The sequence below is a fragment of the Streptomyces tibetensis genome (assembly GCF_007655005.1).
GTDB classification, from domain to species: domain Bacteria; phylum Actinomycetota; class Actinomycetes; order Streptomycetales; family Streptomycetaceae; genus Streptomyces; species Streptomyces tibetensis.
This window is the reverse complement of the sequence record NZ_SZVW01000024.1, coordinates 83,286-105,847: the sequence shown is the minus strand read 5'-3', so window position 1 is coordinate 105,847 and position 22,562 is coordinate 83,286. Positions and strand designations below refer to the sequence as shown.

Annotated in this window: 22 protein-coding genes and 2 pseudogenes; 13 read left to right on the top strand and 11 right to left on the bottom strand. The window is 71.0% G+C overall.

The window, feature by feature from the left end; genetic code table 11:
- Positions 1-116 precede the first annotated feature (116 nt).
- Positions 117-248, top strand: coding sequence for a hypothetical protein (locus tag FDO69_RS42780; RefSeq protein ID WP_267896267.1), 132 nt, complete (start codon positions 117-119; stop codon positions 246-248).
- Between the two features lie 138 nt (positions 249-386).
- Positions 387-575 (top strand): hypothetical protein, encoded by a 189-nt coding sequence (locus FDO69_RS34125; RefSeq protein WP_104786075.1) that lies wholly within the window; start codon positions 387-389, stop codon positions 573-575.
- Here the strand turns inward: FDO69_RS34125 and istB are convergent.
- Positions 553-1,992, bottom strand: coding sequence for an IS21-like element helper ATPase IstB (gene istB / locus FDO69_RS34120; protein ID WP_234388215.1), 1,440 nt, complete (start codon positions 1,990-1,992; stop codon positions 553-555). The genes FDO69_RS34125 and istB overlap by 23 nt on opposite strands.
- Positions 1,993-2,182: 190 nt before the next feature.
- Between istB and FDO69_RS34115 the strand changes: the two genes are divergently transcribed.
- Positions 2,183-3,826 carry a DNA repair helicase XPB gene (locus FDO69_RS34115; protein WP_104786069.1) on the top strand — a complete coding sequence of 548 codons (1,644 nt, stop codon included), beginning with the start codon at positions 2,183-2,185 and terminating at the stop codon, positions 3,824-3,826.
- 227 nt (positions 3,827-4,053) lie between these two features.
- On the opposite strand, the gene FDO69_RS34110 is transcribed toward FDO69_RS34115, so the two are convergent.
- The gene (locus tag FDO69_RS34110; RefSeq protein WP_104786066.1) at positions 4,054-4,245 is read right to left on the bottom strand and encodes a hypothetical protein; all 192 of its coding nucleotides are present in this window, start codon (positions 4,243-4,245) and stop codon (positions 4,054-4,056) included.
- Positions 4,246-4,512: 267 nt separating this feature from the next.
- Here FDO69_RS34110 and FDO69_RS34105 point away from each other — a divergent pair, with 267 nt between their 5' ends.
- On the top strand, positions 4,513-6,552 hold the full coding sequence (locus tag FDO69_RS34105; protein WP_104786063.1) for a HelD family protein: 2,040 nt from the start codon (positions 4,513-4,515) through the stop codon (positions 6,550-6,552).
- A gap of 77 nt (positions 6,553-6,629) precedes the next feature.
- Here FDO69_RS34105 and FDO69_RS34100 read toward each other — a convergent pair whose 3' ends face one another.
- The gene (locus FDO69_RS34100; protein WP_104786207.1) at positions 6,630-8,030 is read right to left on the bottom strand and encodes a glycosyltransferase family 39 protein; all 1,401 of its coding nucleotides are present in this window, start codon (positions 8,028-8,030) and stop codon (positions 6,630-6,632) included.
- 433 nt (positions 8,031-8,463) lie between these two features.
- On the opposite strand from FDO69_RS34100, the gene FDO69_RS34095 reads away from it, so the two are divergent.
- The 3 genes from FDO69_RS34095 (at position 8,464) to FDO69_RS34085 (ending at position 11,659) form a co-directional block, all read left to right on the top strand.
- Positions 8,464-8,757: a lactococcin 972 family bacteriocin gene (locus FDO69_RS34095; RefSeq protein WP_104786060.1), complete on the top strand. Its 294-nt coding sequence runs from the start codon at positions 8,464-8,466 to the stop codon at positions 8,755-8,757.
- Positions 8,758-8,822: 65 nt separating this feature from the next.
- Positions 8,823-10,922: a hypothetical protein gene (locus tag FDO69_RS34090; protein WP_104786057.1), complete on the top strand. Its 2,100-nt coding sequence runs from the start codon at positions 8,823-8,825 to the stop codon at positions 10,920-10,922.
- Positions 10,919-11,659 (top strand): ABC transporter ATP-binding protein, encoded by a 741-nt coding sequence (locus FDO69_RS34085; RefSeq protein ID WP_234388214.1) that lies wholly within the window; start codon positions 10,919-10,921, stop codon positions 11,657-11,659. Before FDO69_RS34090 ends, FDO69_RS34085 begins: the two co-directional genes overlap by 4 nt.
- A 143-nt stretch (positions 11,660-11,802) precedes the next feature.
- Here FDO69_RS34085 and FDO69_RS34080 read toward each other — a convergent pair whose 3' ends face one another.
- Together FDO69_RS34080 and FDO69_RS34075 are read right to left on the bottom strand one after the other, a co-directional pair.
- Positions 11,803-12,495 carry a copper homeostasis protein CutC gene (locus tag FDO69_RS34080; RefSeq protein ID WP_104786051.1) on the bottom strand — a complete coding sequence of 231 codons (693 nt, stop codon included), beginning with the start codon at positions 12,493-12,495 and terminating at the stop codon, positions 11,803-11,805.
- A gap of 546 nt (positions 12,496-13,041) precedes the next feature.
- Positions 13,042-13,722, bottom strand: a complete 681-nt coding sequence (locus tag FDO69_RS34075; protein WP_104786048.1) for a maleylpyruvate isomerase family mycothiol-dependent enzyme — start codon at positions 13,720-13,722, stop codon at positions 13,042-13,044.
- A 46-nt stretch (positions 13,723-13,768) separates the two neighbouring features.
- Between FDO69_RS34075 and FDO69_RS34070 the strand changes: the two genes are divergently transcribed.
- Complete coding sequence (locus tag FDO69_RS34070) at positions 13,769-14,431, top strand: HD domain-containing protein (protein ID WP_104786046.1); 663 nt, start codon at positions 13,769-13,771, stop codon at positions 14,429-14,431.
- A gap of 34 nt (positions 14,432-14,465) precedes the next feature.
- Positions 14,466-15,521 carry a GNAT family N-acetyltransferase gene (locus tag FDO69_RS34065; RefSeq protein ID WP_104786043.1) on the top strand — a complete coding sequence of 352 codons (1,056 nt, stop codon included), beginning with the start codon at positions 14,466-14,468 and terminating at the stop codon, positions 15,519-15,521.
- On the opposite strand, the gene FDO69_RS34060 is transcribed toward FDO69_RS34065, so the two are convergent.
- Positions 15,491-15,778: a DUF4031 domain-containing protein gene (locus tag FDO69_RS34060; RefSeq protein ID WP_104786040.1), complete on the bottom strand. Its 288-nt coding sequence runs from the start codon at positions 15,776-15,778 to the stop codon at positions 15,491-15,493. The two genes, FDO69_RS34065 and FDO69_RS34060, sit on opposite strands and share 31 nt — an antisense overlap.
- A gap of 100 nt (positions 15,779-15,878) precedes the next feature.
- A complete protein-coding gene (locus FDO69_RS34055; RefSeq protein ID WP_104786037.1) occupies positions 15,879-16,262 on the bottom strand; it encodes a hypothetical protein in 384 nt (127 codons plus the stop codon).
- A 55-nt stretch (positions 16,263-16,317) separates the two neighbouring features.
- Here FDO69_RS34055 and FDO69_RS34050 point away from each other — a divergent pair, with 55 nt between their 5' ends.
- From FDO69_RS34050 to FDO69_RS34035, 4 genes are all read left to right on the top strand, one after another.
- Complete coding sequence (locus tag FDO69_RS34050) at positions 16,318-17,253, top strand: MurR/RpiR family transcriptional regulator (RefSeq protein WP_104786034.1); 936 nt, start codon at positions 16,318-16,320, stop codon at positions 17,251-17,253.
- Between the two features lie 46 nt (positions 17,254-17,299).
- Positions 17,300-18,232 (top strand): N-acetylmuramic acid 6-phosphate etherase, encoded by a 933-nt coding sequence (murQ, locus tag FDO69_RS34045; RefSeq protein ID WP_104786031.1) that lies wholly within the window; start codon positions 17,300-17,302, stop codon positions 18,230-18,232.
- Positions 18,233-18,402: 170 nt separating this feature from the next.
- The gene (locus FDO69_RS34040; RefSeq protein ID WP_104786028.1) at positions 18,403-18,990 is read left to right on the top strand and encodes a dihydrofolate reductase family protein; all 588 of its coding nucleotides are present in this window, start codon (positions 18,403-18,405) and stop codon (positions 18,988-18,990) included.
- A complete protein-coding gene (locus FDO69_RS34035) occupies positions 18,987-19,400 on the top strand; it encodes a VOC family protein (RefSeq protein ID WP_104786025.1) in 414 nt (137 codons plus the stop codon). Before FDO69_RS34040 ends, FDO69_RS34035 begins: the two co-directional genes overlap by 4 nt.
- Positions 19,401-19,405: 5 nt before the next feature.
- Here the strand turns inward: FDO69_RS34035 and FDO69_RS34030 are convergent.
- From FDO69_RS34030 to FDO69_RS34015, 4 genes and pseudogenes are all read right to left on the bottom strand, one after another.
- Positions 19,406-19,594, bottom strand: a pseudogene (locus tag FDO69_RS34030) (TipAS antibiotic-recognition domain-containing protein); the annotation flags it as partial.
- Positions 19,595-19,608: 14 nt separating this feature from the next.
- Positions 19,609-19,695, bottom strand: a pseudogene (locus FDO69_RS34025) (VOC family protein); the annotation flags it as partial.
- A gap of 52 nt (positions 19,696-19,747) precedes the next feature.
- Positions 19,748-20,389 (bottom strand): hypothetical protein, encoded by a 642-nt coding sequence (locus FDO69_RS34020; protein ID WP_234388213.1) that lies wholly within the window; start codon positions 20,387-20,389, stop codon positions 19,748-19,750.
- A gap of 65 nt (positions 20,390-20,454) precedes the next feature.
- Positions 20,455-22,515: a CDP-glycerol glycerophosphotransferase family protein gene (locus tag FDO69_RS34015; protein WP_234388212.1), complete on the bottom strand. Its 2,061-nt coding sequence runs from the start codon at positions 22,513-22,515 to the stop codon at positions 20,455-20,457.
- Positions 22,516-22,562: the final 47 nt, after the last annotated feature.

The following is a 22,562-nucleotide window of genomic DNA, read 5'->3' as shown; positions in this document are numbered from 1 at the left end:
ACGCCACGCCGGGGATTTCCCACGCTCGGGCGACCTTTCCGGGCGTGCCGCATCACGCCGTGCGCGCGGGGGCAGCCACCGGGTGTCCTGTGAGCCGTCCGAAAGGAATTCCCCCCATGCGCGCTGTCCGTCGAGTCGCCGCCGTCCTCGTCACCGCCGCCCTGATGACGTTCGGCGGCCTCGCCACCCCGGCCTCCGCGGTGAGCATCGACGTCGCCGGCCTCGTCCTGGAGACACCGCAGGTCTGATCCGCACCCGCCCGATCCGCACCCGTCCGATGCGCTCCCGCGTGCTCCGCGGGCCGGTCCGGGCGTCCCCGAACCGGCTCACGGCGGTGCGGTGTCGCCGTCCGCCGATGTCAGTCTCCGAAAGGCTCTGCCGTCCCCATGCGTGAGAACCTGCCCGCCGCCGCTCTCTGTGCCGTCGCGCTCGTGGGGGTGCTCGCGCCCTCGGCCGCAGCGGCACCCGCGGCGCCGCTGCCCCTGCCGGTCGCCGCCGTGGAACCACTGGTCACCGAGGGGGTCAGCGTCGAGGGTCCGCTGGTCAACACCATCAGTCTGCCCACGCTGAAGTAGCGCGGCGCGTGCGATAGCTGTCCCCGTCGAGCCGCACGATGTCGGCGTGATGGGCCAGGCGGTCCGTCATCGCCGGGGCGGACGGGCCGAAGACCTCGTCCCAGCGGCCGAGCGGGCGGTCGCTGGTCACGATCAGCGAGGCCCGCTCGTAGCGGTGGGCGACGAGCCGGAAGAACAGGCCCGCGGTCGCCGCGTCGAAGGGCGTGTAGCCGATCTCGTCGACGATCAGGAGGGGGTGATCGTCGAGAGCGGTCAGCTCCGCGTCGAGCCGGCCGGCGGCCCGGGCGTCCGAGAGCCGGGCCGCCCACTCGGCGGCCGTCCCGAACAGCACCCGCTGCCCGGCCTGGCAGGCACGGACGCCCAGGGCGACGGCGAGATGGGTCTTGCCGGTGCCGGGCGGCCCGACGAGGACCACGTTGCGCCGGGCGGTGACGAACTCCGCCTTGCCCAGCCGCGCCACGGTCTCCCGGTCGAAGTCCCGGGGGTGCTGCTGGTCGAAGTCCTCGAGCAGCTTGCGGGCGGGGAAGCCGGCGGCACGGATCCGGGCCTCGGCGTCGGCGTCGGCGTCCGGTCCGGGCTGTCGAGGGAGGGCCGGTGTGACCACCGGGGCCTCGGGTCCCGGCTGGGCCAGGTGCCGGTCTCCGCGGTCGCTCTCCTCCTGGTCCCCGGCCTGCGCGTGCCCGGGCTGCGCGTGCCCGGCCGGTGCGTGCTGTGCGTGCGCGTGCCCGGCCGGTGCGTGCTGTGCGCATGCGTGCCCGGCCGGTGCGTGCTGTGCGTGCGCGTGCCCGGCCGGTGCGTGCTGTGCGTGCGCGTGCCCGGCCGGTGCGTGCTGTGCGTGCGCGTGCCCTGCCTGGGCCTGCCCCGCCTGCCCGTGCCCTGCCGGTGCCCGGTCGGTGTGGCCGCGGTCCGCCTGCGCGACCATCGGCCCCGACATGTAGGCGAGGATCGCCGCCGAGGCGATGAACGCCATGTGGATCACCGTCCCCCACAGCAGCGCGTGGTGGGAGGTGTGGTGGACGTCCACGAACATCTGCAGCAGATGCACCGAGGAGATGCCCACGATCGCCGTGGCGAGCTTGACCTTCAGCACGTTGGAGTTGACGTGCGAGAGCCATTCGGGCTGGTCACGGTGGCCCTGGAGGCCGATGCGCGAGACGAACGTCTCGTAGCCGCCGACGATCACCATGATCAGCAGGTTGGCGATCATGACGACGTCGACCAGCTTGAGCACCGCGAGCATCACGTACGTCTCGGTGGCGTGCCCGCTCACGCACATCAGGACTAAGGTCCAGAGCTCCTTGAAGAACTTGTAGACGTAGACGCCCTGGGCGGCCACCAGCCCGAAGTACAGCGGGGCCTGGAGCCAGCGGGTGGCGAAGAGGGCGTATCCGAGCGTGGTGGTCGTCGGGTTGCGCACCTGCGCCATTCTTCGGGGCCGCGAGGGAAAAACTGAATTCACACCACACGTTGGGATGAATAGGCATTCAGTACGACCGGACGCGCAGATCACACCACCTGACGCGGTCGATCAGGCACACTGGACGTTTGGCCGAGGCGTCGCGCTGTCGAGCCGTCCGAGTCCTTTGGCCACAGAAAGGGTGCCTCGCGTGAATGGTCCGCTGATCGTCCAGTCCGACAAGACCCTGCTCCTGGAAGTCGACCACGAGCAGGCCGACGACTGCCGCCGAGTCATCGCCCCGTTCGCGGAACTGGAGCGGGCGCCGGAGCACATCCACACCTACCGCGTGACCCCGCTCGGCCTGTGGAACGCCCGCGCGGCCGGCCACGACGCCGAGCAGGTCGTGGACGCGCTCGTGAAGTACAGCCGCTACCCGGTGCCGCACGCGCTGCTCGTCGACATCGCCGAGACGATGGACCGCTACGGCCGTCTCACCCTGTCCAAGCACCCGACGCACGGTCTGGTCCTGACCACCACCGACCGCCCGGTGCTGGAGGAGATCCTCAGATCGAAGAGGATCACGCCCCTGGTCGGCGCCCGCATCGACCCGGACACGGTCGCCGTGCACCCCTCCGAGCGCGGGCAGATCAAGCAGACGCTGCTCAAGCTGGGCTGGCCCGCCGAGGACCTCGCCGGGTACGTCGACGGCGAGGCGCACGCCATCGAGCTGGCCGAGGACGGCTGGGCGCTCCGGCCGTACCAGAAGCAGGCCGTGGAGAACTTCTGGCACGGCGGTTCGGGCGTCGTCGTCCTGCCCTGCGGTGCCGGGAAGACGCTGGTCGGGGCCGGGTCGATGGCCCAGGCGAAGTCGACCACCCTCATCCTCGTCACGAACACCGTCTCGGCGCGGCAGTGGAAGCACGAGCTGGTGAAGCGGACCTCGCTGACCGAGGAGGAGATCGGCGAGTACAGCGGCACCCGCAAGGAGATCCGGCCCGTCACCATCGCCACGTACCAGGTGCTGACCACCCGGCGAAAGGGCGTCTACCCGCACCTGGAGCTGTTCGACTCCCGGGACTGGGGGCTCATCGTCTACGACGAGGTGCACCTGCTGCCCGCGCCGGTCTTCAAGTTCACCGCCGACCTCCAGGCGCGGCGGCGGCTCGGCCTGACCGCCACCCTGGTCCGCGAGGACGGCCGGGAGTCGGACGTGTTCTCCCTGATCGGCCCCAAGCGGTTCGACGCGCCGTGGAAGGAGATCGAGGCACAGGGCTACATCGCGCCCGCCGACTGTGTGGAGGTCCGGGTCAATCTGACCGACTCCGAGCGGCTCGCGTACGCGACGGCCGAGCAGGAGGAGAAGTACCGCTTCTGTGCGACGACCGCGACCAAGCGGAAGGTCACGGAGGCGCTGGTCCGGAAGTTCGCGGGGCAGCAGATCCTCGTCATCGGGCAGTACATCGACCAGCTGGACGAGCTGGGTGAGCACCTCGGGGCGCCCGTGATCAAGGGCGAGACGTCGAACGCGCAGCGGGAAAAGCTCTTCGACGCCTTCCGGGAGGGGGAGATCAGCGTGCTCGTCGTGTCCAAGGTCGCGAACTTCTCGATCGACCTGCCGGAGGCGACGGTCGCGATCCAGGTCTCGGGCACCTTCGGCTCCCGGCAGGAGGAGGCCCAGCGCCTCGGCCGGGTGCTGCGTCCCAAGTCGGACGGCCATCAGGCGCACTTCTACTCGGTGGTCGCCCGGGACACCATCGACCAGGACTTCGCCGCGCACCGCCAGCGCTTCCTGGCGGAGCAGGGGTACGCGTACCGGATCGTGGACGCGGACGAGCTGCTCGCGGAGAGCTGAGCAGGAGGGGCGGCCCGGCTCATCGCCCAGGACCGGCAGGGCGCGTCACTTCCAGGGACCGGCAGGGCGCGTCACTCTTACAGACCGGCAGGGCGGGTCACTTTCAGGGACCGGCAGGGCGGGTCACTTCCAGGGACCGGCAGGGCGGGTCACTTCCAGGGACCGGCAGGGCGGGTCACTCTTACGGACCGGCGGGTCGGGTCACTTCACGGGGCGGGCGGGACGGGTCACTTGTGGCGGCGGACCACGCCGACCTCCTCGCCGTACTGGCCGAGGACGATCACGTCGAAGGCGGCGCCCGCGAAGACCTTGACGGCGCGCAGGGCGTCGCCGAGGCGGTGACGGTGGCTGCCTGTCACGGCGGTGGCGCCGGGCGGGCGGCCCGGCGCCGGGGCGGGGTGGATGGTTGCTGCGCTCATGTCTCCATGGTGCGATTCGGCCCATAAGGCCCGCGTCGGTCTCGGGGCCGAACCTCCCGGCGGCCGTGTACGCCGCTGGGCCGACCCGCTCCCCTCAAGGATGAGGGGCCCGTCCCCTAGGGGACGGAAAAACCGTTCGCGGTCACCACCCCCGCTCCTCTAAGATCTCCGCTCTTGCCCGCCTCCCTCACGGAGTGCCGCCGACCGGACGGAAACCGGTCGGCACCTCACCGCCCAGTCTCAGCAGGCCCTTCCGGAGGCACCCCCTTGTCCACGCCCGTCGACGACCCGCTCGCGCGTGAGCGCTCCCACCTCTCCTCGTCCCGATCCGCCCTGCGTGCCATGCGCGAGGACGTCGAGGCCCTCGACATCAGCGACGTCACCGCGAACTGGGTCAACGCGGAGGTGCTGGCCCGCCAGATCGAGGAGCGCATCAAGGCGCTGGCCGACCTCAGCGACACCCCGCTGTTCTTCGGCCGGCTCGACTACCTGCACGCCCCCGGCGCCGAAGCGGCGGAGGGCGCGGAAGGCGAACGCTTCTACATCGGTCGCCGCCATGTGCACGACCACGACGGCGACCCCATGGTCATCGACTGGCGTGCGCCGGTCTCGCAGCCGTTCTACCGGGCCTCCAAGAAGGACCCGATGGACATCGCGCTGCGCCGCCGCTTCGGCTACACCCGCGGCGACATCACGGCGTACGAGGACGAGCACCTGTCGGACCCGGCCGAGGCGGCCCGGACCAGCAAGCTGCTCCAGCAGGAGATCGAGCGGCCGCGTGTCGGTCCGATGCGGGACATCGTCGCGACGATCCAGCCGGAGCAGGACGAGATCGTCCGGTCCGGTCTCTCCGGCACGGTGTGCGTGCAGGGAGGCCCGGGCACCGGGAAGACCGCCGTCGGCCTGCACCGGGTCGCCTACCTCCTCTACGCCCACCGCGAGCGGCTCGCCCGCACCGGCACGCTGGTCATCGGGCCGAACCGGTCCTTCCTGCACTACATCGAGCAAGTCCTGCCCGCACTGGGCGAGTTGACCGTGCAGCAGGCGACCGTCGACGACCTCGTCGGCCGTGTCGAGATCAAGGGCACGGACGACGCGCGCGCCGCCGTGGTCAAGGGCGACGCCCGGCTGGCGCAGGTGCTGCGCCGGGCCCTCTACGCGCACGTCACCATGCCCACCGAGCCGGTCGTGGTCGTGCGCGGCTCCCGCCGCTGGCGGGTCCCGGCGTACGAACTGGAGGACATCGTCCGCGAGTTGCTCGACCGCGACATCCGCTACGGTGCCGCGCGCGAGGCCCTGCCGCAGCGCATCGCGCACGCCGTGCTGGTCCAGATGGAACGGTCGGGTGAGGCGCCGGACGACCGCGTGCAGGACGCGGTGGCCCGCAACAGCGCGGTGAAGGCGGCGGTGAAGACGGTCTGGCCGGCCGTCGAGCCGACGAAGCTGGTGCTGCGGCTGCTGTCGGACGCGGAGTTCCTCGCCGCGCACGCCGAGGGGATCCTCGACGAGGACGAGCGGAAGGCGATCCTCTGGGAGAAGCCGGCGCGCAGCGTGAAGTCGGCGAAGTGGTCCACCGCGGACGCCGTTTTGATCGACGAGGCCACCGACCTGATCCAGCGCACGCACTCCCTCGGGCATGTCGTCCTCGACGAGGCGCAGGACCTCTCCCCCATGCAGTACCGGGCGGTGGGCCGCCGCTGCACCACCGGAAGCGCGACCGTGCTCGGTGACCTGGCGCAGGGGACGACGCCCTGGGCGACCCGGAGCTGGCAGGAGGCGCTGACCCATCTCGGCAAGCAGGACGCCCTGGTGGAGGAGCTGACGGCCGGCTTCCGCGTCCCGACGGACGTCATCACCTACGCCTCCCGGCTGCTCCCGCACATCGCCCCGGGCCTGACCCCGGTGGCCTCGATCCGCGAGAACCCGGGCCACTTCGAGGTCCGGCAGGTCTCCGGCACGAAGGACGTGGTCGAGGCGTGCCGCGAGTTGCTGCGCCACGAGGGCTCGACGGGCCTCATCGCGGCGGACGCCCGCGTGCCCGAACTGGCCAAGGCCCTGACGGAAGCCGGCCTCCCGCATCTCGGCCCCGGCGAGGAAACGACCACGGACACCCGCCTGACCCTGGTCCCGGCCTCATTGGCGAAGGGCCTGGAGTACGACTACGTGGTCCTGGACGAACCCCGTGCGGTGGTGGACGGCGAACCGGACGAACGAACGGGCCTGCGCCGCCTGTACGTGGCACTCACGCGAGCGGTGTCGGGACTGACGGTGACCCACACGGTTCCACTGCCCCCGCAATTGACCTGAACGGATCTTCCGGACGTACGCGCCGCGCTCGCGGCCAAGGACTTGCGACCGCCCGGCCAGGAAGTCCACGGTGGCGGTCAGCGAGTCGTCGGCCCGCGTTCGTACACCGTCACCCTGCGGCCGCGGATCTGTTCGTCGGCCACCGGGGTGAAGTACCTGCGTAAGACGGCTGCCTTCACTCTGTCCCGGGCAGCCGTCACCGGGCGGGCCACCGGAGATGCGTCCGTCACCAGGAGGACCCGGTGCTCGGCCAGCAGCGCAGCGCGTATGCGGTCCGGGGCCGCTTCCACGCCCTTCAGGGTGCCCGATCCCACCGGGGTCTCCACCAGTGCTATGTCCCGCAGCCCCGCGAAGGCCTCCGGGGAGACGGACTTGGTGTCCCGACGGGCCGACGGTATGAAGAGGACCCCGTTCCCGGTCTGCTTCAGGCGCTGTATGTCCGAGGCCACCGCCAGGACGTCGTCCACCCTGCTCGCCGGCGATCGCTTGGCCAGTGACTGCGGCAGCAGTGCCAGCATCGCCACGGCGAGCGCCATCGGGAGGATGCACCTTGACGCTTGCGGGAAGCGGGGTCTGGCCGCCCGTACCGCCGAGTGGACGACGGTACCGATCAGGAGAGCCAGCCCCAGCATGCTGTAGAGGATGTAGCGGTCCAGGAACAACGGCTGTATCAACGACAGCGCGACAAGGCCGAGTTGCGGCACCGCCAGCAGCGGCAATCCCACCGCCGCCGTTGACAACCGGCCGACCCGCGGCCGGTCCAGCAGTGCGCCGATGCCCCCGATCGCCAGCAGAACGGCGGGGCCGATCAGCATGTGCCCGGACAGCGGCGGTATCCATGACACCTGCCCGGACTGACTTCGGCTGAACATGATCAACGGCAGCACCCCGGCCGTGGCGCACCCGGCCGCCACCGCCCAGCGAGCCAGCACCGCGCGCCCGGCGGAAGTCCAGAGCAGGGTGACGAAGTGCGCCGCGAGGACCATCAACGAGAGCCAGTTCAGCAGGCCCGCGAAGAGGACGACGCCGCTGTAAGCGGCCCAGTGACGCCTTTGGACCCGCCGTTGCAGAGCGGTCACCAGGAGCAGTGTGGAAACCCCGGTCCCGGCCGCCACCAACGCGTACGACCGGCCCTCCTGGCTGTAGAACTGCACGGCCGGCAGCAGTCCGAGTGTCATCCCGCCGGCCAGGCCGGCACAAGCGCCGGCCAGTCGGCGGCCGACGACGGCCACGCAAGCCGCAGCGACCCCCGTGGCCAGCACCGACGGCAGCCGCAGCGTCGTGGTGCCGGGGCCGAAGCACTCGAACAGCGCATGCATCAGCAGGTAGTAGAGCCCATGGACCACATCGACGTTCCCCAGCATGTGGCAGATTTCCGCTGTCGAGCGTTGAGCCACCTGCCAGGTCGCGGCCTCGTCCCGCCATACGCTGTCCTGCCGCGCCAGCCCCCACAGACCGCAGGCCAACGTCCACAGCATCGGCAGCAGCCAGACGAGGGCAACGCGATACGAGGCGGTCCGCGCCACAGCTTCTTTTTCCGGCCGGGAAAAGCGGAATGCCGTCTCTAACTTTTGGCCGGTCGACATGAAGTGGGCTCCCGAGGACGGTTGGCGATGGGGCCGGATTCCCAGATCGCTACCGGCCACGACCCGTAGCACTCTAAGCCAAATACCCTGGCCCACGCCGCAACGCACTTGCTCCTGCGGGCCATCGTGACGGCAGAAATCCCGCCTCTGTCCGGATTCGCCCCTCACGCCGTTCGCGCCGCCCCACCTCATGATCCACGGCATGGCTTTTCAGCCAACTGAAAGCCGAAAACGATCAGCCTGTTGCGCCGTGATCACTTTCCGTTCAAGCTTTGGGGTGCACACGACAAGTCCATGAAAAGTTCACAGTGAGAGGTGATTTACCATGCACAAGAAGAACGTGGTCAAGGCGGCCGTCGCATCTGCGGCCCTCCTTTTCGCTGCGGCGACACCCGCGATCGCCACCACCGTCGATGTGGCCGGCGGAAAGTGGAGCTACGACCAGGGCGCCAATACGGCGTGGTCGAACTTCAAGCACGCGTCGAATTGGCACTCGTCGTCCGTGAAGATCGGCAGTCAGACCTTCAAGAGCGGCTGCACGTCTCCGGGCCCGTGGTCCCTGGCTTCGGGCACGAAGAACGGCGGCGCCATCTCGTACCACTACGACCCCAGCTGCTGACAACTCAGCTGTGGGGGCGGGTGCTCGCCCCCACAGCTGTTCCCTCATGGATTGACTGGTAAGAGATGCTGCATCGAGGCACGAGATTCGTCCACGCCGCGGTTCTCGCCTTCGCCGCAGCACTGTCCTTTCTTTTCGTGCGCGGCCTGGACGAGACCGGAGTACTGGGAAACACAGCCCTTGTCGAAGTGATCGACTCCGACGGGTCAAAGAGCGGAGCCCAAGTCGTCCGGGCTGTCGAAACCTTCTCGGCCGAGTACAAGGTCGGGGTAGCCCGCGAGATGCCCGACATGATGAATCCCGACGGCCTGCGGCATCTGTATCTGACTCCCGTCGGCACTTCCATGACCGAGGACTGGTTGGACGACGGCTATCCGCAGTTCAGCAAGAACCGTGCGACACGCGTGCACCCGATATCCGAGGTCGGAGCGCTGGATCCTCGGGGCTCGTACTACGTGTTCGGCCCAGCCGCGACCGTGAACGCGCTGGTGGCCCAGCTCGGTCGTCTGGGTCTCACCACGAGCGTGACCCACCCTTTGTCATACGCGGAGCTGAGTAGCCGGTACTCGGACGACCCGCTGTTCCAGGCCTTCGGCGTGGTCGCTCTCGCGGCCGTGACGATAACCGGCGCGAGCGTGCTGCTCAACGCCAAAACCTACGGGGTCCTGCGGATGCAGGGCATGTCGTTCACCGGCATCCTCCTGCGTGACCTGCGACAACTGGCGGTCTACTGGTTCGCGGCAGCCGGCACCGTGACGGCGGTGACGCTGACCTCGCTCGGCCTCTACAACGGCTTCGCCTGGCTCGGTCTGTTCGCCGTGGTGGCTGCGGTGGCCGCCGCCCTCCTGATCATTCTGGTGCTCGCGGCCCACGCGGCCGTGCTCGCGCTGACCTACAAGGTCGACGTACTGCGGTCCCTCAAGGGCGAGTTGCCCGCACGGGCGGCGTCCATCAGCGTGTATGCCGTACGCATCCCCGCGCTGCTGCTCGCGCTCAGCATCGCCACGAACGTCACCCTCGCCGGCCGCGGCGTGCTGATGCGCCTGGACAACCAGAAGGCCTACGAGACGGTGGGCGAGGCGGTCTCGATCCGCCTCAGCGGCGCGTTCGCCATGCGCACGGAACAACTGGACGAGCACGTGGGGCCATGGCTGCGCCAGGCCGACCGGCGCGGTCAGGTCGTCCTCGCCGGCCGCAGGGACCTCCAGGCCTCCGCCCCCGGCGCCGGTCTGCCGTCCGGCGAGTTCCTCATCGTCAACGACACGTATCTCGCCAAGCAGCCCGTACGGGACCCGGCAGGACGCCGCTACACCGCTCAACCCAGGCACGGCAAGGCTCCGGACTCTCGGTCTTTACGGGTCATCATCCCGGATTCTCTCGCCTCTCATACGGCGGTGATCACGAAGACGGCTTCCACCATCATGGGCTCACGGCAACACCGGAACGTCCCGCTCGATGCACTGAGGAGCAAGACGGGACAGCGCCTCTTCGGGTACAACACCGGCACCCATGTCTACAACTCCGGACACGGCCCCGACGAGGACCGGTCCATGGTGCGCGACCCGGTGATCATCGCCGTACCCAATGGTTCGCGATTTCTCACCGACGACGCATACACCACCTACGCCTCTCAGTCGGGATTGATCTTCCCCGACCCCGATGACGCGCTGAACGGCATCAAGACGAACAGCCTTCAGGACTACATCAGCGGAATCAGTCCCGTGGGCCAGAAAACCGCCTTGGATCTCAGGGAGGCGGTCAGCGAACTACGGCTTCACGTGTTCAATCTCATCGTCTCGGCCATCATTCTCCTGATCGCCGGTGTCGGTGTTTGCATCATCTACTCCCGCAAGAACGCGCAGACGATATTCGCGCGACACATCAGCGGCTGGAGATATGTCACCACGCATCGTTTCATTCTCGCCGTGGAACTGGCTATCGCAGCGATATTCGCCACCCGGGTGCCTTTCCAGGCATGGCAGCAGGGGAAGGAACTGAAAGAGTACGCGGCTGCTGGTGCGCCCGCTCCTTTTCAACCCGCTCACCTCACCGTGCTGGACGCCGGCGTCATCACGACCTTGGTCGCAGTGGAATTCGGAGCCGTGCTGCTCGCTCTCGCGTTCTTTCATCGTCGGATAGTGAAGGAAGGCGCGGCCTCCGCATGAGCTCTGCAAGAACCGGAACCCCCTCGTCCCATTCGGAGAAGGTCGTGATCGAGGTCGAGGAGCTGTCCAAGTCGTTCGGGTCACGGGTTGTGTGGCGCGGCGTGAGTTTCACCGTCAGCCAGGGTGAGATGCTCGCACTCATCGGCCCGAGCGGATCAGGGAAGTCCACCCTCCTCAACTGCCTCGGACTACTCGACAGACCGACGACAGGAGTGATCCGGTACCAGGGCGACGACATCACACGATTCGGCAGGGGAAGGATCCGCCGGTTCCGTCGTGACACCCTCGGTTACCTGTTCCAGCACTACGCCCTGATCGAGAACGCGACTGTCCAGGAGAACCTGGAAGTGGCCATCGGACCACGGCGGAAGAGACAGGACAGCGACGTTCCAGGCATCGCGGAGGCCCTCGACAGGGTCGGCCTGGCGGGCCGGGGCAAGGAACGGATCCACCATCTGAGCGGCGGCGAGCAGCAACGCGTGGCGCTGGCCCGGCTCCTGGTTCAGCGCCCGACGCTGGTCCTTGCGGACGAGCCCACCGGCGCCCTCGACGACGTCAACACCAACGCCGTCATCGACATACTCCGCGAGTTGAGCCGAGCCGGGTGCGCCGTCGTGCTCGCCACCCATGACGCCGGCGTCCGGGACCGCTGCGACACGGTCTTCGCCGTACACGAGTCATCGTTCGCCACCACCCCGGCACGCGAAGCGGCCAGCCCGACCCCGGCCGGTCATTGACCCGTCGCGCAGCCAGTTCCCTGGGCACCGCGTGGCAGCACTCCGGCCCTGACCACAGTCGCCGAGACGCTGCCGCAGGGCCGGACGCCCCTTCGTGATCCACAGGCCGCAGGCCCGGTGTCACCGGCGCGCTGAGTACGTCGTCAACGGGCGTCCAGCGCCGCCCGCCACCGGGTCACCGCCTCCACCGACACCGGCTCGTCCCACCCCCGCGGCCGAGCCGCCCCGCCGATGTGAAACCCGTCGACACCGGCCTCCAACAGCACCGGCACATGCTCCAGCCGCAGCCCGCCCCCCACCAGCAACCGCTGCTCGTACCCCGGCTCCCCCGACCGCCCGGCCTCCGTGAGCAGCACGGGCAACCCGCCGTCGACCCCGTCCGCAGACCCGGCCGTCAGGTACGTGTCCAGCCCCGGCATCCCGTCCAGCTGCTTGCGCAGGGCGTCCCGGTCGGCGGCCCGGTCGATGGCCCGGTGGAACGTCCAGGGGCATCCGTCCAGAACCGCCACCACCCGCTCCACGGCGGTGAGATCGACCGCACCCCCACCGTCGAGGAAGCCCAGCACGAACTCCGACGCCCCGGCCTCCCGCAGCTCCTCGGCCGTACCGGCGAGCCTGTCGACGTCACCTGCCGCGAACCCGTCCGCCGGACGGATCATCACCCGCAGGGAGATGTCGACCGCGCGCCGGACGGCGGCGACGGTGGCGGCCGACGGGGTGAGCCCGTCGGCCGCCATGTCGGTGACCAGCTCGAGGCGGTCCGCGCCTCCCGCCTGGGCGGCGACCGCGTCCTCGACGCCGAGGGCGATCACCTCCAGGACTGCACGCTTGCTCATGGGGCCCCTTCGTCGGCATGCGTCGGCGTTCGATGACAGGTCTAGTCCAATCAAGACTACGCTGCCCATTCACACCGGACTCGAAGCCCCCGCGCCGCGAGACCCAGGGCCGAAGCTCGAACCGCACCGCCAGGCCGGAACCCCGAAGCCCGACCCCCCCAGGCCGGAACCCCGAAGCCCGAGGCACGCCTCCCGGCACGGAACCCCGGCCCCAAGCCACACCCCTCGGACCGGAACCCCGAAGCTCGAACCACACCCCCAGGCCGGAACCCCGAAGCCCGCCCCCCCAGGCCGGAACCCCGAAGCCCGAGCCACGCCCCCAGGCCGGAACCCCGAAGCCGCTCCCCCCGGTCGTCGCGCCGGAACCCACCGCGGGCACGATCGTCCCCGCGCGGCCCCCCGAAGCTCGAACCACACCCCCAGGCCGGAACCCCGAAGCCCGCCCCCCCAGGCCGGAACCCCGAAGCCCGAGCCACGCCCCCAGGCCGGAACCCCGAAGCCCGAGGCACGCCTCCCGGCACGGAACCCCGGCCCCGAGCGCGTGCCTCAGCCGAAGATGTTCAGCTCCTTCGCCTCCACCCCGGCCAGCTCGAACGCCGGCGCCCCGGCGACCGGCCGCCCCGTGTACAGCCGTACGAGCGTCGGCCCGTCCCCGATGAAACGGCCCGGGGGCCGCTCCCCGCCGCTCTCGCCGAGCCGCAGCGGCTCGTCCAGGTCGTCGAGGTCGGCGTGGACCGGCACATGCCCCCGCTCGCGGGTGATCCGCGCGAGCAGCGCGAGCGCGTCCGGCAGACCGGCCCCGCCGTACGCCCCCGGCTCGCCCAGGGCCTCGCGCACGTCCCCGGCGTGCACCCACTCCCCGAGGGCGAGACCGTCCAGCTTCCCGCCGGCCCCGGCGATCACGGGCCCGGCCTCGCCCATCCCCCGTTCCAGCTCGTCGACGACCTGCGCGTCGCTCCAGTCGGCCCGCTCCGCGATGTCCCGGTCGTTGGACTCGGGTGAGAACACGCCCTCCTCGAACCTGCCCTCCGCCACCCGGGTCAGCGCGGCCGAGCAGTGCGCCAGCACGTCCCGCACCGTCCATCCCGGACACGCGGCGACCGGCCGCGCGAAGTCCTCCCCGGCCCGGCCCCGCAGCAGGGGGATCAGCGCGTCACGCTCGATCGTGAGCAGCCGCCCGGGCTGCTCGGGGTCCCGTACGTCATGCACATCAGCAGGAGTCGTCATACACCCACGCTAGGTGCCGGGGGCCGCTCGGCGGGAGAATACCCCCATGGCCGATCTCGACTCGCTGCGCACCCGCTTCGCCCGCGCCCTGGAAGCGGCCCGGGGCCCGGCCGCCGGCCCGGACCCCGCGCCGTACGCCGACAACCTGCTGGCCCGCTGGCAGGAGCCCCAGCGCCGTTACCACACGGTCGAGCACCTCACGGCGGTCCTCGACCGCGTCGACGAACTCCAGCGGTACGCGCACGACCCGGACGTGGTCCGGCTGGCCGCCTGGTTCCACGACGCGGTCTACCTTCCCGACCGCTCCGAGAACGAGGAGCGCTCGGCCCGCCTCGCCGAACGCGCCCTCGCGGAGGCCGGCCTCCCCGACGCGAAGACCGCCGAGGTGGCCCGCCTGGTCCGGCTCACCGTCACCCACGACCCCGCCGACGACGACCCCGACGGCCAGGTCCTGTGCGACGCCGACCTCGCGATCCTCGCCTCGCCCCCGTCGGCGTACGCCGCCTACACCACCGCCGTCCGCGCGGAGTACCACTTCGTCCCCAGCGACGCCTTCCGCGAGGGCCGCGCCGCGATCCTGCGGCAACTGCTCGGCCTTCCCCGTCTGTTCAGGACACCGCACGGCGCCGCCGAGTGGGAGGCCACGGCCCGCTACAACCTGACCGCCGAGCTGGAAATGCTGTCGCTCCCACCCCACGACGCCTCGTAGCCTGCCCCTCATGTGGACAACGGGTGCCGAACAGGTGGAGCAGGCCGTCGACGAGTGCGTCGGCCTGCTGGGGGCGGTCACCGACCGCGACTGGGAAGGGGTGCGGGCCGGGCGGTCGGACTGGGACTGCCGGGAGACGGCGGTGCACATCGCCGAGAACCTCATCGCGTACGCGGGGCAGATGGCGGGGCGGGAGCACGACCGGTGGTCGCCGTTCCTGCTCTCGATGGAGGAGGACACCGGCAACGCGGACGTGCTGCGGGTGATCGGCACGACGGGCGCCCTGCTCGCCGCGACGATCCGCACCACCCCGCGTGACGTGCGGGCCTTCCACCCGTACCCGTTCCGCAGCGCGAACCGCGAGGGGTTCGCCGCGATGGGCGTGGCCGAGGTGCTGCTGCACACGCACGACATCGCCGAGGGGCTGGGCGTGTCGTACGAACCGGCGCCCGAGCTGTGCGACTTCGTGCTCACACGGATCTTCCCGTACGTGCAGCCGGGGCCCACCCCGTGGCCGACCCTGCTGTGGGCCACCGGCCGCGGGGAACTGGCCGGCCGCGCCCCGGTCACGCAGTGGCGCTGGAACAACAACGCGGTGATCGGCACCGAGCGGCTCACCCTCGAGGGCGTCACCCCGGCGGCCGCGGCCGACCTGTCCACGGTCGGTGACGGCGGCTTCGAGTGGATCGAGGGCGGCCCGATGGAGGGCACCCGGGTCGGCACCGGGCTGGTGTACAAGCAGTACGAGGACGGCGTCCACCGGCCGGAGTGGGGCACCTACGTGCTGGTGCGGCGCGAGGACGGCCGCGCGATCGGCGCCATGGGATTCCACAGCGTCCCGGACGAGGAGGGACGGGTCGAGGTCGGCTACGACCTGGTCGAGGGTGCCCGCGGCCACGGCTACGCCACCGAGGCGCTGCGTGCGCTGTCGCAGTGGGCGCTGGGCCGGCCGGAGGCGCGGACCGTGGTCGCGAACGTCGAGCGGGACAACCTGCCCTCGCAGAACGTGCTCGCGCGGGCCGGCTTCACCCAGGTCGCCGAGGACCCCGAGCAGCTGGCCTACGAGCTGCGCGAACCCCGCGAGGGATAGCGGCCCTTGGGCCGCCGCAGCCCCGCCGCGTGCAGCAGCCGCACCACCTCGCGGCTGCTGACCTCCACGGCCCCCGCCCGCACCGCGTCGGCGTACCGCTGGTCGGGGATGTCGTAGTGGTCGCGTTCGAAGGCCCGGGGCGGCACGCCGAGGCGGGCGGCGAAGGTGTGCAGTTCGTCGAAGGAGACGTCGCTGACGAGGTGGGACCACAGGCGGCCGTGGCCCGGCCAGGTCGGCGGGTCGATGTAGATCGTCACCAGGACCTCACCGGGAGCTCCACGAGGGCCTCACGAGGATCGCCACCAGGTCTCACCAGGAGCTTCACCAGGGCGCCGGCGTCAGCGTACCCACCACGTCTCACGAGGACGCCGGCCCGCCGACGGCCTCGCCCAGCGACCCCACCGCGGCGACCTTCACGCCCGCCTCGCTGCACACCCAGTGCGGGTCGGGCCCCAACTCCGGTTCCACGTCGAGGGCGTGCGGGTCGCCGGTGCCGCACACCGGGCACAGCGGCCAGCGGCCGTACCTCTCCAGCAGCGCGTCCTGGACGTCCTGCGCGACCAGGCCGGCCACGTACCGGGCGCCCTCGGGCCACTGCTCGACCCACCATCGGCGCTCCTTGACGGACTCCTCGACCAGCGACACGACATCCGCGTCGGCGACGCGGCCCGCGACGAGGTCGGCCAGCACGAGGGCGCGCGCGGCGTGCAGCGCCTGCTCCAGGGGGCTGATGGGTTCCATGCACCCATTGTGCGCACTCTTGACCCCGTCGCCGTCCCGAAAATATCTTTCAATCGTGACCCGTGACGTGAAGGAAATTTTCGCCCGTGAGCGTGGCGGCTCCTCCGGCGCGAGCGGCGCACCGCCCGCCCCGGCCGCCCTCGCGGCCAAGGTCCGCACGCTGGGCCCCTCCATGACGCGGTCCATGCAGCGCGTCGCCGAGGCCGTCGCGAGCGACCCGGCCGGCTGCGCGGCCCTCACGGTCACCGGCCTCGCCGAGCTCACCGGCACCAGCGAGGCCACCGTCGTACGCACCGCCCGCCTGCTGGGCTATCCGGGTTACCGGGACCTGCGCCTGGCCCTCGCCGGCCTCGCAGCCCAGCAGCAGTCGGGCCGCGCCCCGGCCATCACGACGGACATCGCGGTCGACGACCCGATCGCCGACGTGGTCGCCAAGCTCGCCTACGACGAGCAGCAGACCCTCGCCGACACGGCCGCCGGCCTCGACACGGTCCAACTGGCCGCGGCCGTCACCGCGCTGACCACCGCCCGCCGCACCGACGTCTACGGGGTCGGGGCGTCCGGCCTCGTCGCGCAGGACCTCACGCAGAAGCTGCTGCGCATAGGGCTGATGGCGCACGCGCACAGCGACCCGCACCTGGCCGTCACCAACGCCGTGCAACTGCGCGCGGGCGACGTCGCGATCGCCATCACGCACTCCGGGTCGACGGGGGACGTCATAGAGCCGCTGCGGGTGGCCTTCGAGCGCGGGGCGACGACGGTGGCGGTCACCGGCCGCCCCGACGGCCCGGTCACGCAGTACGCCGACCACGTCCTCACCACGTCCACCGCACGGGAGAGCGAGCTGCGTCCGGCGGCCATGTCGTCCCGGACCGGTCAGCTCCTCGTGGTGGACTGCCTGTTCGTGGGGGTGGCGCAGCGGACGTACGAGAAGGCGGCGCCCGCGCTGTCGGCGTCGTACGAGGCGCTGGCCCACCGGCACCGTTCCTGAGGCAGCCGCCCCGCCCAGCACCGGAAAGACACGGAAAGAGCCGTTCATGACCTCCACCTCCCACCCCCGTGATCTCAGGACCGAGTTGGAGTCCCTGACCACCGAGGCCTTCCGGCCGGAGCTCGCGGACATCGACCGGCTGCCCACCCTCGACATCGCCCGGCTGATGAACGGCGAGGACGCCACCGTGGCCGGGGCGGTCGGGGCACGGCTGCCGCAGATCGCCGCCGCGATCGACGCCGTCGCGCGGCGCATGGCCCGGGGCGGCCGCCTGGTCTACGCGGGCGCGGGCACGGCGGGCCGGCTGGGCATCCTGGACGCCTCCGAGTGCCCGCCCACGTTCAACACCGACCCCTCCCGGGTCGTCGGCCTGATCGCGGGCGGCCCGGACGCCGTGGTCACCTCGGTCGAGGGCGCGGAGGACTCCCGGGAACTGGCCCGGGCGGACCTGGACGCCCTCGCCCTGACCCCCGACGACACGGTGGTCGGCATCTCCGCCTCGGGCCGCACCCCGTACGCCATCGGCGCGGTCGAGCACGCCCGCGCCCGCCGCTCCCTCACCATCGGCCTCGCCTGCAACCCCGGCAGCCCGCTCGCGGCGGCGGCCGACCACGGCATCGAGGTCGTGGTGGGCCCCGAACTGCTCACCGGCTCCACCCGCCTGAAGTCCGGCACGGCGCAGAAGCTCGTCCTCAACATGATCTCGACGATCACGATGATCCGGCTGGGCAAGACCTACGGGAACCTGATGGTCGACGTCCGCGCCTCCAACGACAAGCTCCGCGCCCGCTCCCACCGCATCGTCGCCCTCGCCACCGGCGCGGCGGACGACGAGATCGACCGCGCCCTGGCCGCCACCGACGGCGAGGTGAAGAACGCCATCCTGAGCATCCTGGCCGACGTGGACGGCCCGACGGCGGCCCGCCTGCTGGAGGAGTCCGACGGGCACCTGCGGGCGGCACTGGCGGCGACCGACTGAACGCGTCCGCCTCGCGCGATGACCCGTCTCGAACGGCCCCCGCCCGCCGGGCGCGATCGGTCGCCGACAGCGGGGCCGGCTCATCCGGCCGATGAGTTTCCCCATCGCGTGGGGTCTTCCCTGTGCCCCCGCTTCTGCGGTGCATCCCGGAGCACGGACGGAGACCCAGGATGAACAACCCCATTCGGCTGTACATGTCGATGTCGCTCGACGGCTACATCGCCGGACCGGACGATCGGCCAGGCCAGGAACTCGGACGCAACGGTGGACGTCTCTTCAACTGGCTCGACGATCGGGAGTCCGACGGCCCGAGCGGACAGGTGTACCGCGAAGCGCTGGCGACCGGCGCGCTGATCTCCGGCCGTCGGACGTTCGAACTGGCCGGGCGTTGGCAGGGCGACCATCACGACGGCGTGCCGATCTTCGTGCTGACCCACGGCGCGGACGACGGGGACGTGCCGCCCGGGCACGCGCGCTTCGTCACCGATGTCGAGGAGTGCGCTCGTGCGGCTCGCGAGGCCGCCGGGGACCGCCCGGTCATGGTCCACGGGGCGGGCGCGGCCCAAGCGCTTCTGCGAGCCGGCCAGCTGGACGAGATGGAGATCCACCTGGTTCAGGTGCTCCTCGGGGAAGGTCGACGGCTGTTCGGCCACCTCGGAGGTGATCACATCGAACTCGACCTCGTCCGACGGCTCGAGGACCGCGACGTCACGCACCTGCGCTACCGGGTGCGGCGTCCCCAGGAGGCCGCCGCATGAGGACGCTCTTCGTCTCCTGCCGTGTCACCGACCTGGACCACTCGCTCGGTTTCTACACCGCCCTGGGCTACGCCGAGGTGGGCAGGGTCACCAGCGACGACGGGGCTCGCCTCGTCCTTCTCAAGTTCCCCGGCGAACCGGCGGCCACGCTCGAACTGGCCCACCGTCCCGGCGCCGGACGCGTCGACGTGGGCAATGGTTTCGACCACCTCGCGATCCAGGTGGACACGCTGGCCACCACCCTGGAGACGCTGGCCGAAGCCGGCCTGGAGCCGGGGCCCGTCCAGCACCCGGGCGGCCCCCACGGCCCGAAGACGTCGTGGCTCACCGACCCGGACGGTTATCGGATCGAGTTGGTGCAGTGGCCGCCCGGACACGGCGATGGCATCACCGAAGCGGACTTCTCCTGATGCGGTCACGGTGGTGGGGCGCCGATCCGGCGGAACCACGAGGCGAGGCCGGGGCGGATGCCGTCGTGGTGGGCGGCCAACCCCGGATCGGCCTCATACCTGCGCCCCGGACACACCTGCGTCTGCCGGGTGAGGGGGAAGTACGAGGCGCACACCTCGCGGTGCCGCTCCACGAGCCGGTTCGCCCCCGGGCTGTGGGCATCCTCTAGATGCCGCGGAACGGCTCCGGCACGACGGCGTCCGGGCCGGGAGGGGGCACGGGGCTCATCTCGAACGCGTGGGAGTAGTCGCTCATGCACCCCACCCTCCGGCCTCACGCGGCGTGAGGGTCAAGCCGGTCGGTGCGGTCAGCCCCGTCGGCGCAGGCCGCCGTAGAGGGTGCCCCCGGCGACGAGCAGCGTCAGTACGGCGGTGGCCGCGAGGGTGATCTCCGTGGTGTTCCGCTGGTCGGGGCTGTCGGGCAGTCGGGGGTCGAGCAGCCCGAGGGGGTCCTCGCGGATCTCGACGCGGTCGCCGGGCCGGGCCTGGCCGAAGCAGTTCTCCTGCTGGGACACCTCGTACGTCGTCCGCTTCCCGCCGAGCTCCCGGACCGTGCAGGACATGTCCGGCCCGCGCCGCTGGTCCCGGTCGACCACCTGGGTCACCACGGCGTCGACGGGCTCTCCGAGCGTCTGCATGTACGCCTCGTACGCGGCGGGCCCGGCGAACAGCATCAGCGCGAAGCCGCCGAAGGAGACGAGCGTCGCCGCTCCGGCCCGGTGCCAGGAGCCACCGATGACGCAGGCGGCGACCGCGATGGCCGCCAGGGCGACGACGACTCCGGCCCAGGTCATCCACTGCCCGAGGGCGGCGCCGAGGAGGAGCAGCACGGGCACCAGCACGGCCCACAGCACGGAGCTGAAGGTCTTGCGTCCGCCGGACGGGGCGGGCCGCGAACTCCCCGCCCCTCCGGCGCCGTCGGCCGCCACCGCCGTTTCGGACGCACTCATGGTCCCGATCCCCTGTCACTCGAACGTTCGTCGGCGCCCGCCACGATATCCAAGCGGCCGGCGCCTCAGCCCACCGGAACCGGATCGGCCCCGGTCGGCCCGAAAGCCCGGCTACCAGCGGCTGCCTTCCCCTCGCAACGCTCGTCCTGCTCCGCGACGGCCTTCTCGGCCAGGGCGTTGACGGCGGCGTTGAACCGCTCCATCGAGGTGGGACGGTCCGGGCCGAGGACGTACTCCTTGAGGATCCGGCGCTCGGGTGCCATCGGGTCGTGCCGCGGCTCGCGTACCGAGTCGAGGATCTCCGGCAGCCGGGCGCAGTCCCGGTCGAGGAGATAGGCGCCCCCTGCGGTGGTGTACGCCGCCCGGAAGTCCTCGTCGGGCAGGTCGTTCGCGTTGGTCAGCACGTACGGCTTGAGGCTCGCCACGAAGTCCGCGACCACGGACGACACATCGCTGATGAGGATGTCGGCCTGGTCGAAGCACTCGTAGAGCGTGGGCAGTTGCCGCGTGATCACCTGGTGCCCGACGGGGCCCCGGCTCTCCCAGAAGATCCGGTGCCATGCGGCACGCAGCTCGTGCCACTCGGCCTCCCCCTCCAGGCCGGTCACCCGAGCCTCGCGCGTCTGCTGCGCGTCGTCGCCGGTGAGCCGCCCCGACAGTTCGCCGAGCCGGTCCTGGATCTCGGCGAGCCGCGGCCGGGCGACGGCCATCGCGGCCTCGGCCTCCCGCGCGTCGCGACGCTCGTCGTCGGCGCGCAGCAGCTCACGGATGGCCCGGTCCGCCTCGGCCGCCGCACGTGAGCGCTTCCCGGTGAGGGGATGCGGCTTGTAGAGGACCCGTACGTTCTCGGCGAGTAGCTTCTCGATCAGCGGCACACCCATCGGGATCAGCGACGTGTGGCAGTCGTCGTCGCTCCAGCCCTCCCAGGTCGGCGCGTACAGCACGGTCGGCAGCGGCCCCGGCACATGGTCGGCGTGCAGCCGGATCGACGACAGCTGCGGGCGACCCACCTCGACGATCGCCTCGTCGCTGATGGCGTGCCGCACCCGCTGGTAGCGGTCCCGCCCGGCCCGGCCGGCCACCCAGATCTCGTCGTACACCTTGCTGACCCGGTTGCTGCTGGCGAGCTTGTCGCTGTCCCCGTGCCCGATGAACACGTGCTTGGCCTCGGCGACGCGCAGCATGTGCACGTTCTTGCCCGCGTTGCCCGGGTAGAGCACCACCCGCAGCTCGGGCAGCTCCAGCTGCGCCACGTCGTCGGCCTTCGGCACGCACACGACCGGGATCGACGTACGGCCGAGGTAGCGGAACGAGGCCCGCTCCCGCAGGATGATCAACGGCCGCCGGTCGAGCTGCTCCAGCGTCTCGATCCACATGTTGACCTGGTACATGAAGTCCCGGGACACGGACGCGAAACTGAAGTACAGCGCCACCTCCGGCCGGTAACCGGCGAGTTGACGGTTGACCTCGGCGATCACCTCGTCGCCCGACGGCATCCGGCGGGCCAGGCGCAGCTGCCCCAGCAGTGCCGCCACGGCCGCGACCGCGAGACCTGCGGTGAGCGCGAAGCCGATGCCCGCGGGCTGCCAGGCTCCCACCGCGAGGGCCACGAGCAGCCCCGCGTGGGCGGGCAGGTCCAGGTGCAGCAGCCTGCGCAGGAAACGCCGGTAGAGGAGAGCGGGCGGCGACTGCGGAATGCCCGCGCCGCTCATGTCGAGGTTGCGCACCACGACGGGCAGCGTGCGGCGCCGCCGGATGGCGTGGTGCACGGCTGTGAACATGATGACCAGGGTGAAGTGGGCGGCGAGCACGGCGAGCGCGGCCACCAGCACCGCGTCCGGCGCGTCCATCCGCTCGGCCAGCGCGAGCAGCATCACCGTCCGTACGGCGAACCGCATGGTGCGGGTCAGCTGCAGCGCGGCCAGTCGCCGCACGAAGGCGGGCGAGCGCGTGTGCAGCACCTCGTCGGCGGCGTACGTCACGGCCGAGGCGACGGCGAAGCCCCACAGTGACGGGAGCAACGCGAAGACGGGCAGTGCGGCGAAACCGGCGGCGAACAGGAACACAAGCAAAAGATCGGTCTTCCCGCGCACACGCAGGACACCGCACAGCCAACGGAACGTCATAAGACAGGATTCCTCTGGGGAAAGGATGTGATTTCCGGAGTGGCGTG

Excerpts from the sequence above, each read along its gene's own strand:
- FDO69_RS34080 (WP_104786051.1), bottom strand. The coding sequence starts at position 12,495 with ATGAGCAAGCGTGCAGTCCTGGAGGTGATCGCCCTCGGCGTCGAGGAC.
- FDO69_RS34095 (WP_104786060.1), top strand. The coding sequence starts at position 8,464 with ATGCACAAGAAGAACGTGGTCAAGGCGGCCGTCGCATCTGCGGCCCTC.
- FDO69_RS34070 (WP_104786046.1), top strand. The coding sequence starts at position 13,769 with ATGGCCGATCTCGACTCGCTGCGCACCCGCTTCGCCCGCGCCCTGGAA.
- FDO69_RS34035 (WP_104786025.1), top strand. The coding sequence starts at position 18,987 with ATGAGGACGCTCTTCGTCTCCTGCCGTGTCACCGACCTGGACCACTCG.
- FDO69_RS42780 (WP_267896267.1), top strand. The coding sequence starts at position 117 with ATGCGCGCTGTCCGTCGAGTCGCCGCCGTCCTCGTCACCGCCGCCCTG.
- FDO69_RS34090 (WP_104786057.1), top strand. The coding sequence starts at position 8,823 with ATGCTGCATCGAGGCACGAGATTCGTCCACGCCGCGGTTCTCGCCTTC.
- FDO69_RS34075 (WP_104786048.1), bottom strand. The coding sequence starts at position 13,722 with ATGACGACTCCTGCTGATGTGCATGACGTACGGGACCCCGAGCAGCCC.
- FDO69_RS34110 (WP_104786066.1), bottom strand. The coding sequence starts at position 4,245 with ATGAGCGCAGCAACCATCCACCCCGCCCCGGCGCCGGGCCGCCCGCCC.
- FDO69_RS34125 (WP_104786075.1), top strand. The coding sequence starts at position 387 with ATGCGTGAGAACCTGCCCGCCGCCGCTCTCTGTGCCGTCGCGCTCGTG.
- FDO69_RS34040 (WP_104786028.1), top strand. The coding sequence starts at position 18,403 with ATGAACAACCCCATTCGGCTGTACATGTCGATGTCGCTCGACGGCTAC.
- FDO69_RS34020 (WP_234388213.1), bottom strand. The coding sequence starts at position 20,389 with ATGAGTGCGTCCGAAACGGCGGTGGCGGCCGACGGCGCCGGAGGGGCG.
- FDO69_RS34015 (WP_234388212.1), bottom strand. The coding sequence starts at position 22,515 with ATGACGTTCCGTTGGCTGTGCGGTGTCCTGCGTGTGCGCGGGAAGACC.
- FDO69_RS34100 (WP_104786207.1), bottom strand. The coding sequence starts at position 8,030 with ATGCTGTGGACGTTGGCCTGCGGTCTGTGGGGGCTGGCGCGGCAGGAC.
- FDO69_RS34055 (WP_104786037.1), bottom strand. The coding sequence starts at position 16,262 with ATGGAACCCATCAGCCCCCTGGAGCAGGCGCTGCACGCCGCGCGCGCC.
- murQ (WP_104786031.1), top strand. The coding sequence starts at position 17,300 with ATGACCTCCACCTCCCACCCCCGTGATCTCAGGACCGAGTTGGAGTCC.
- FDO69_RS34085 (WP_234388214.1), top strand. The coding sequence starts at position 10,919 with ATGAGCTCTGCAAGAACCGGAACCCCCTCGTCCCATTCGGAGAAGGTC.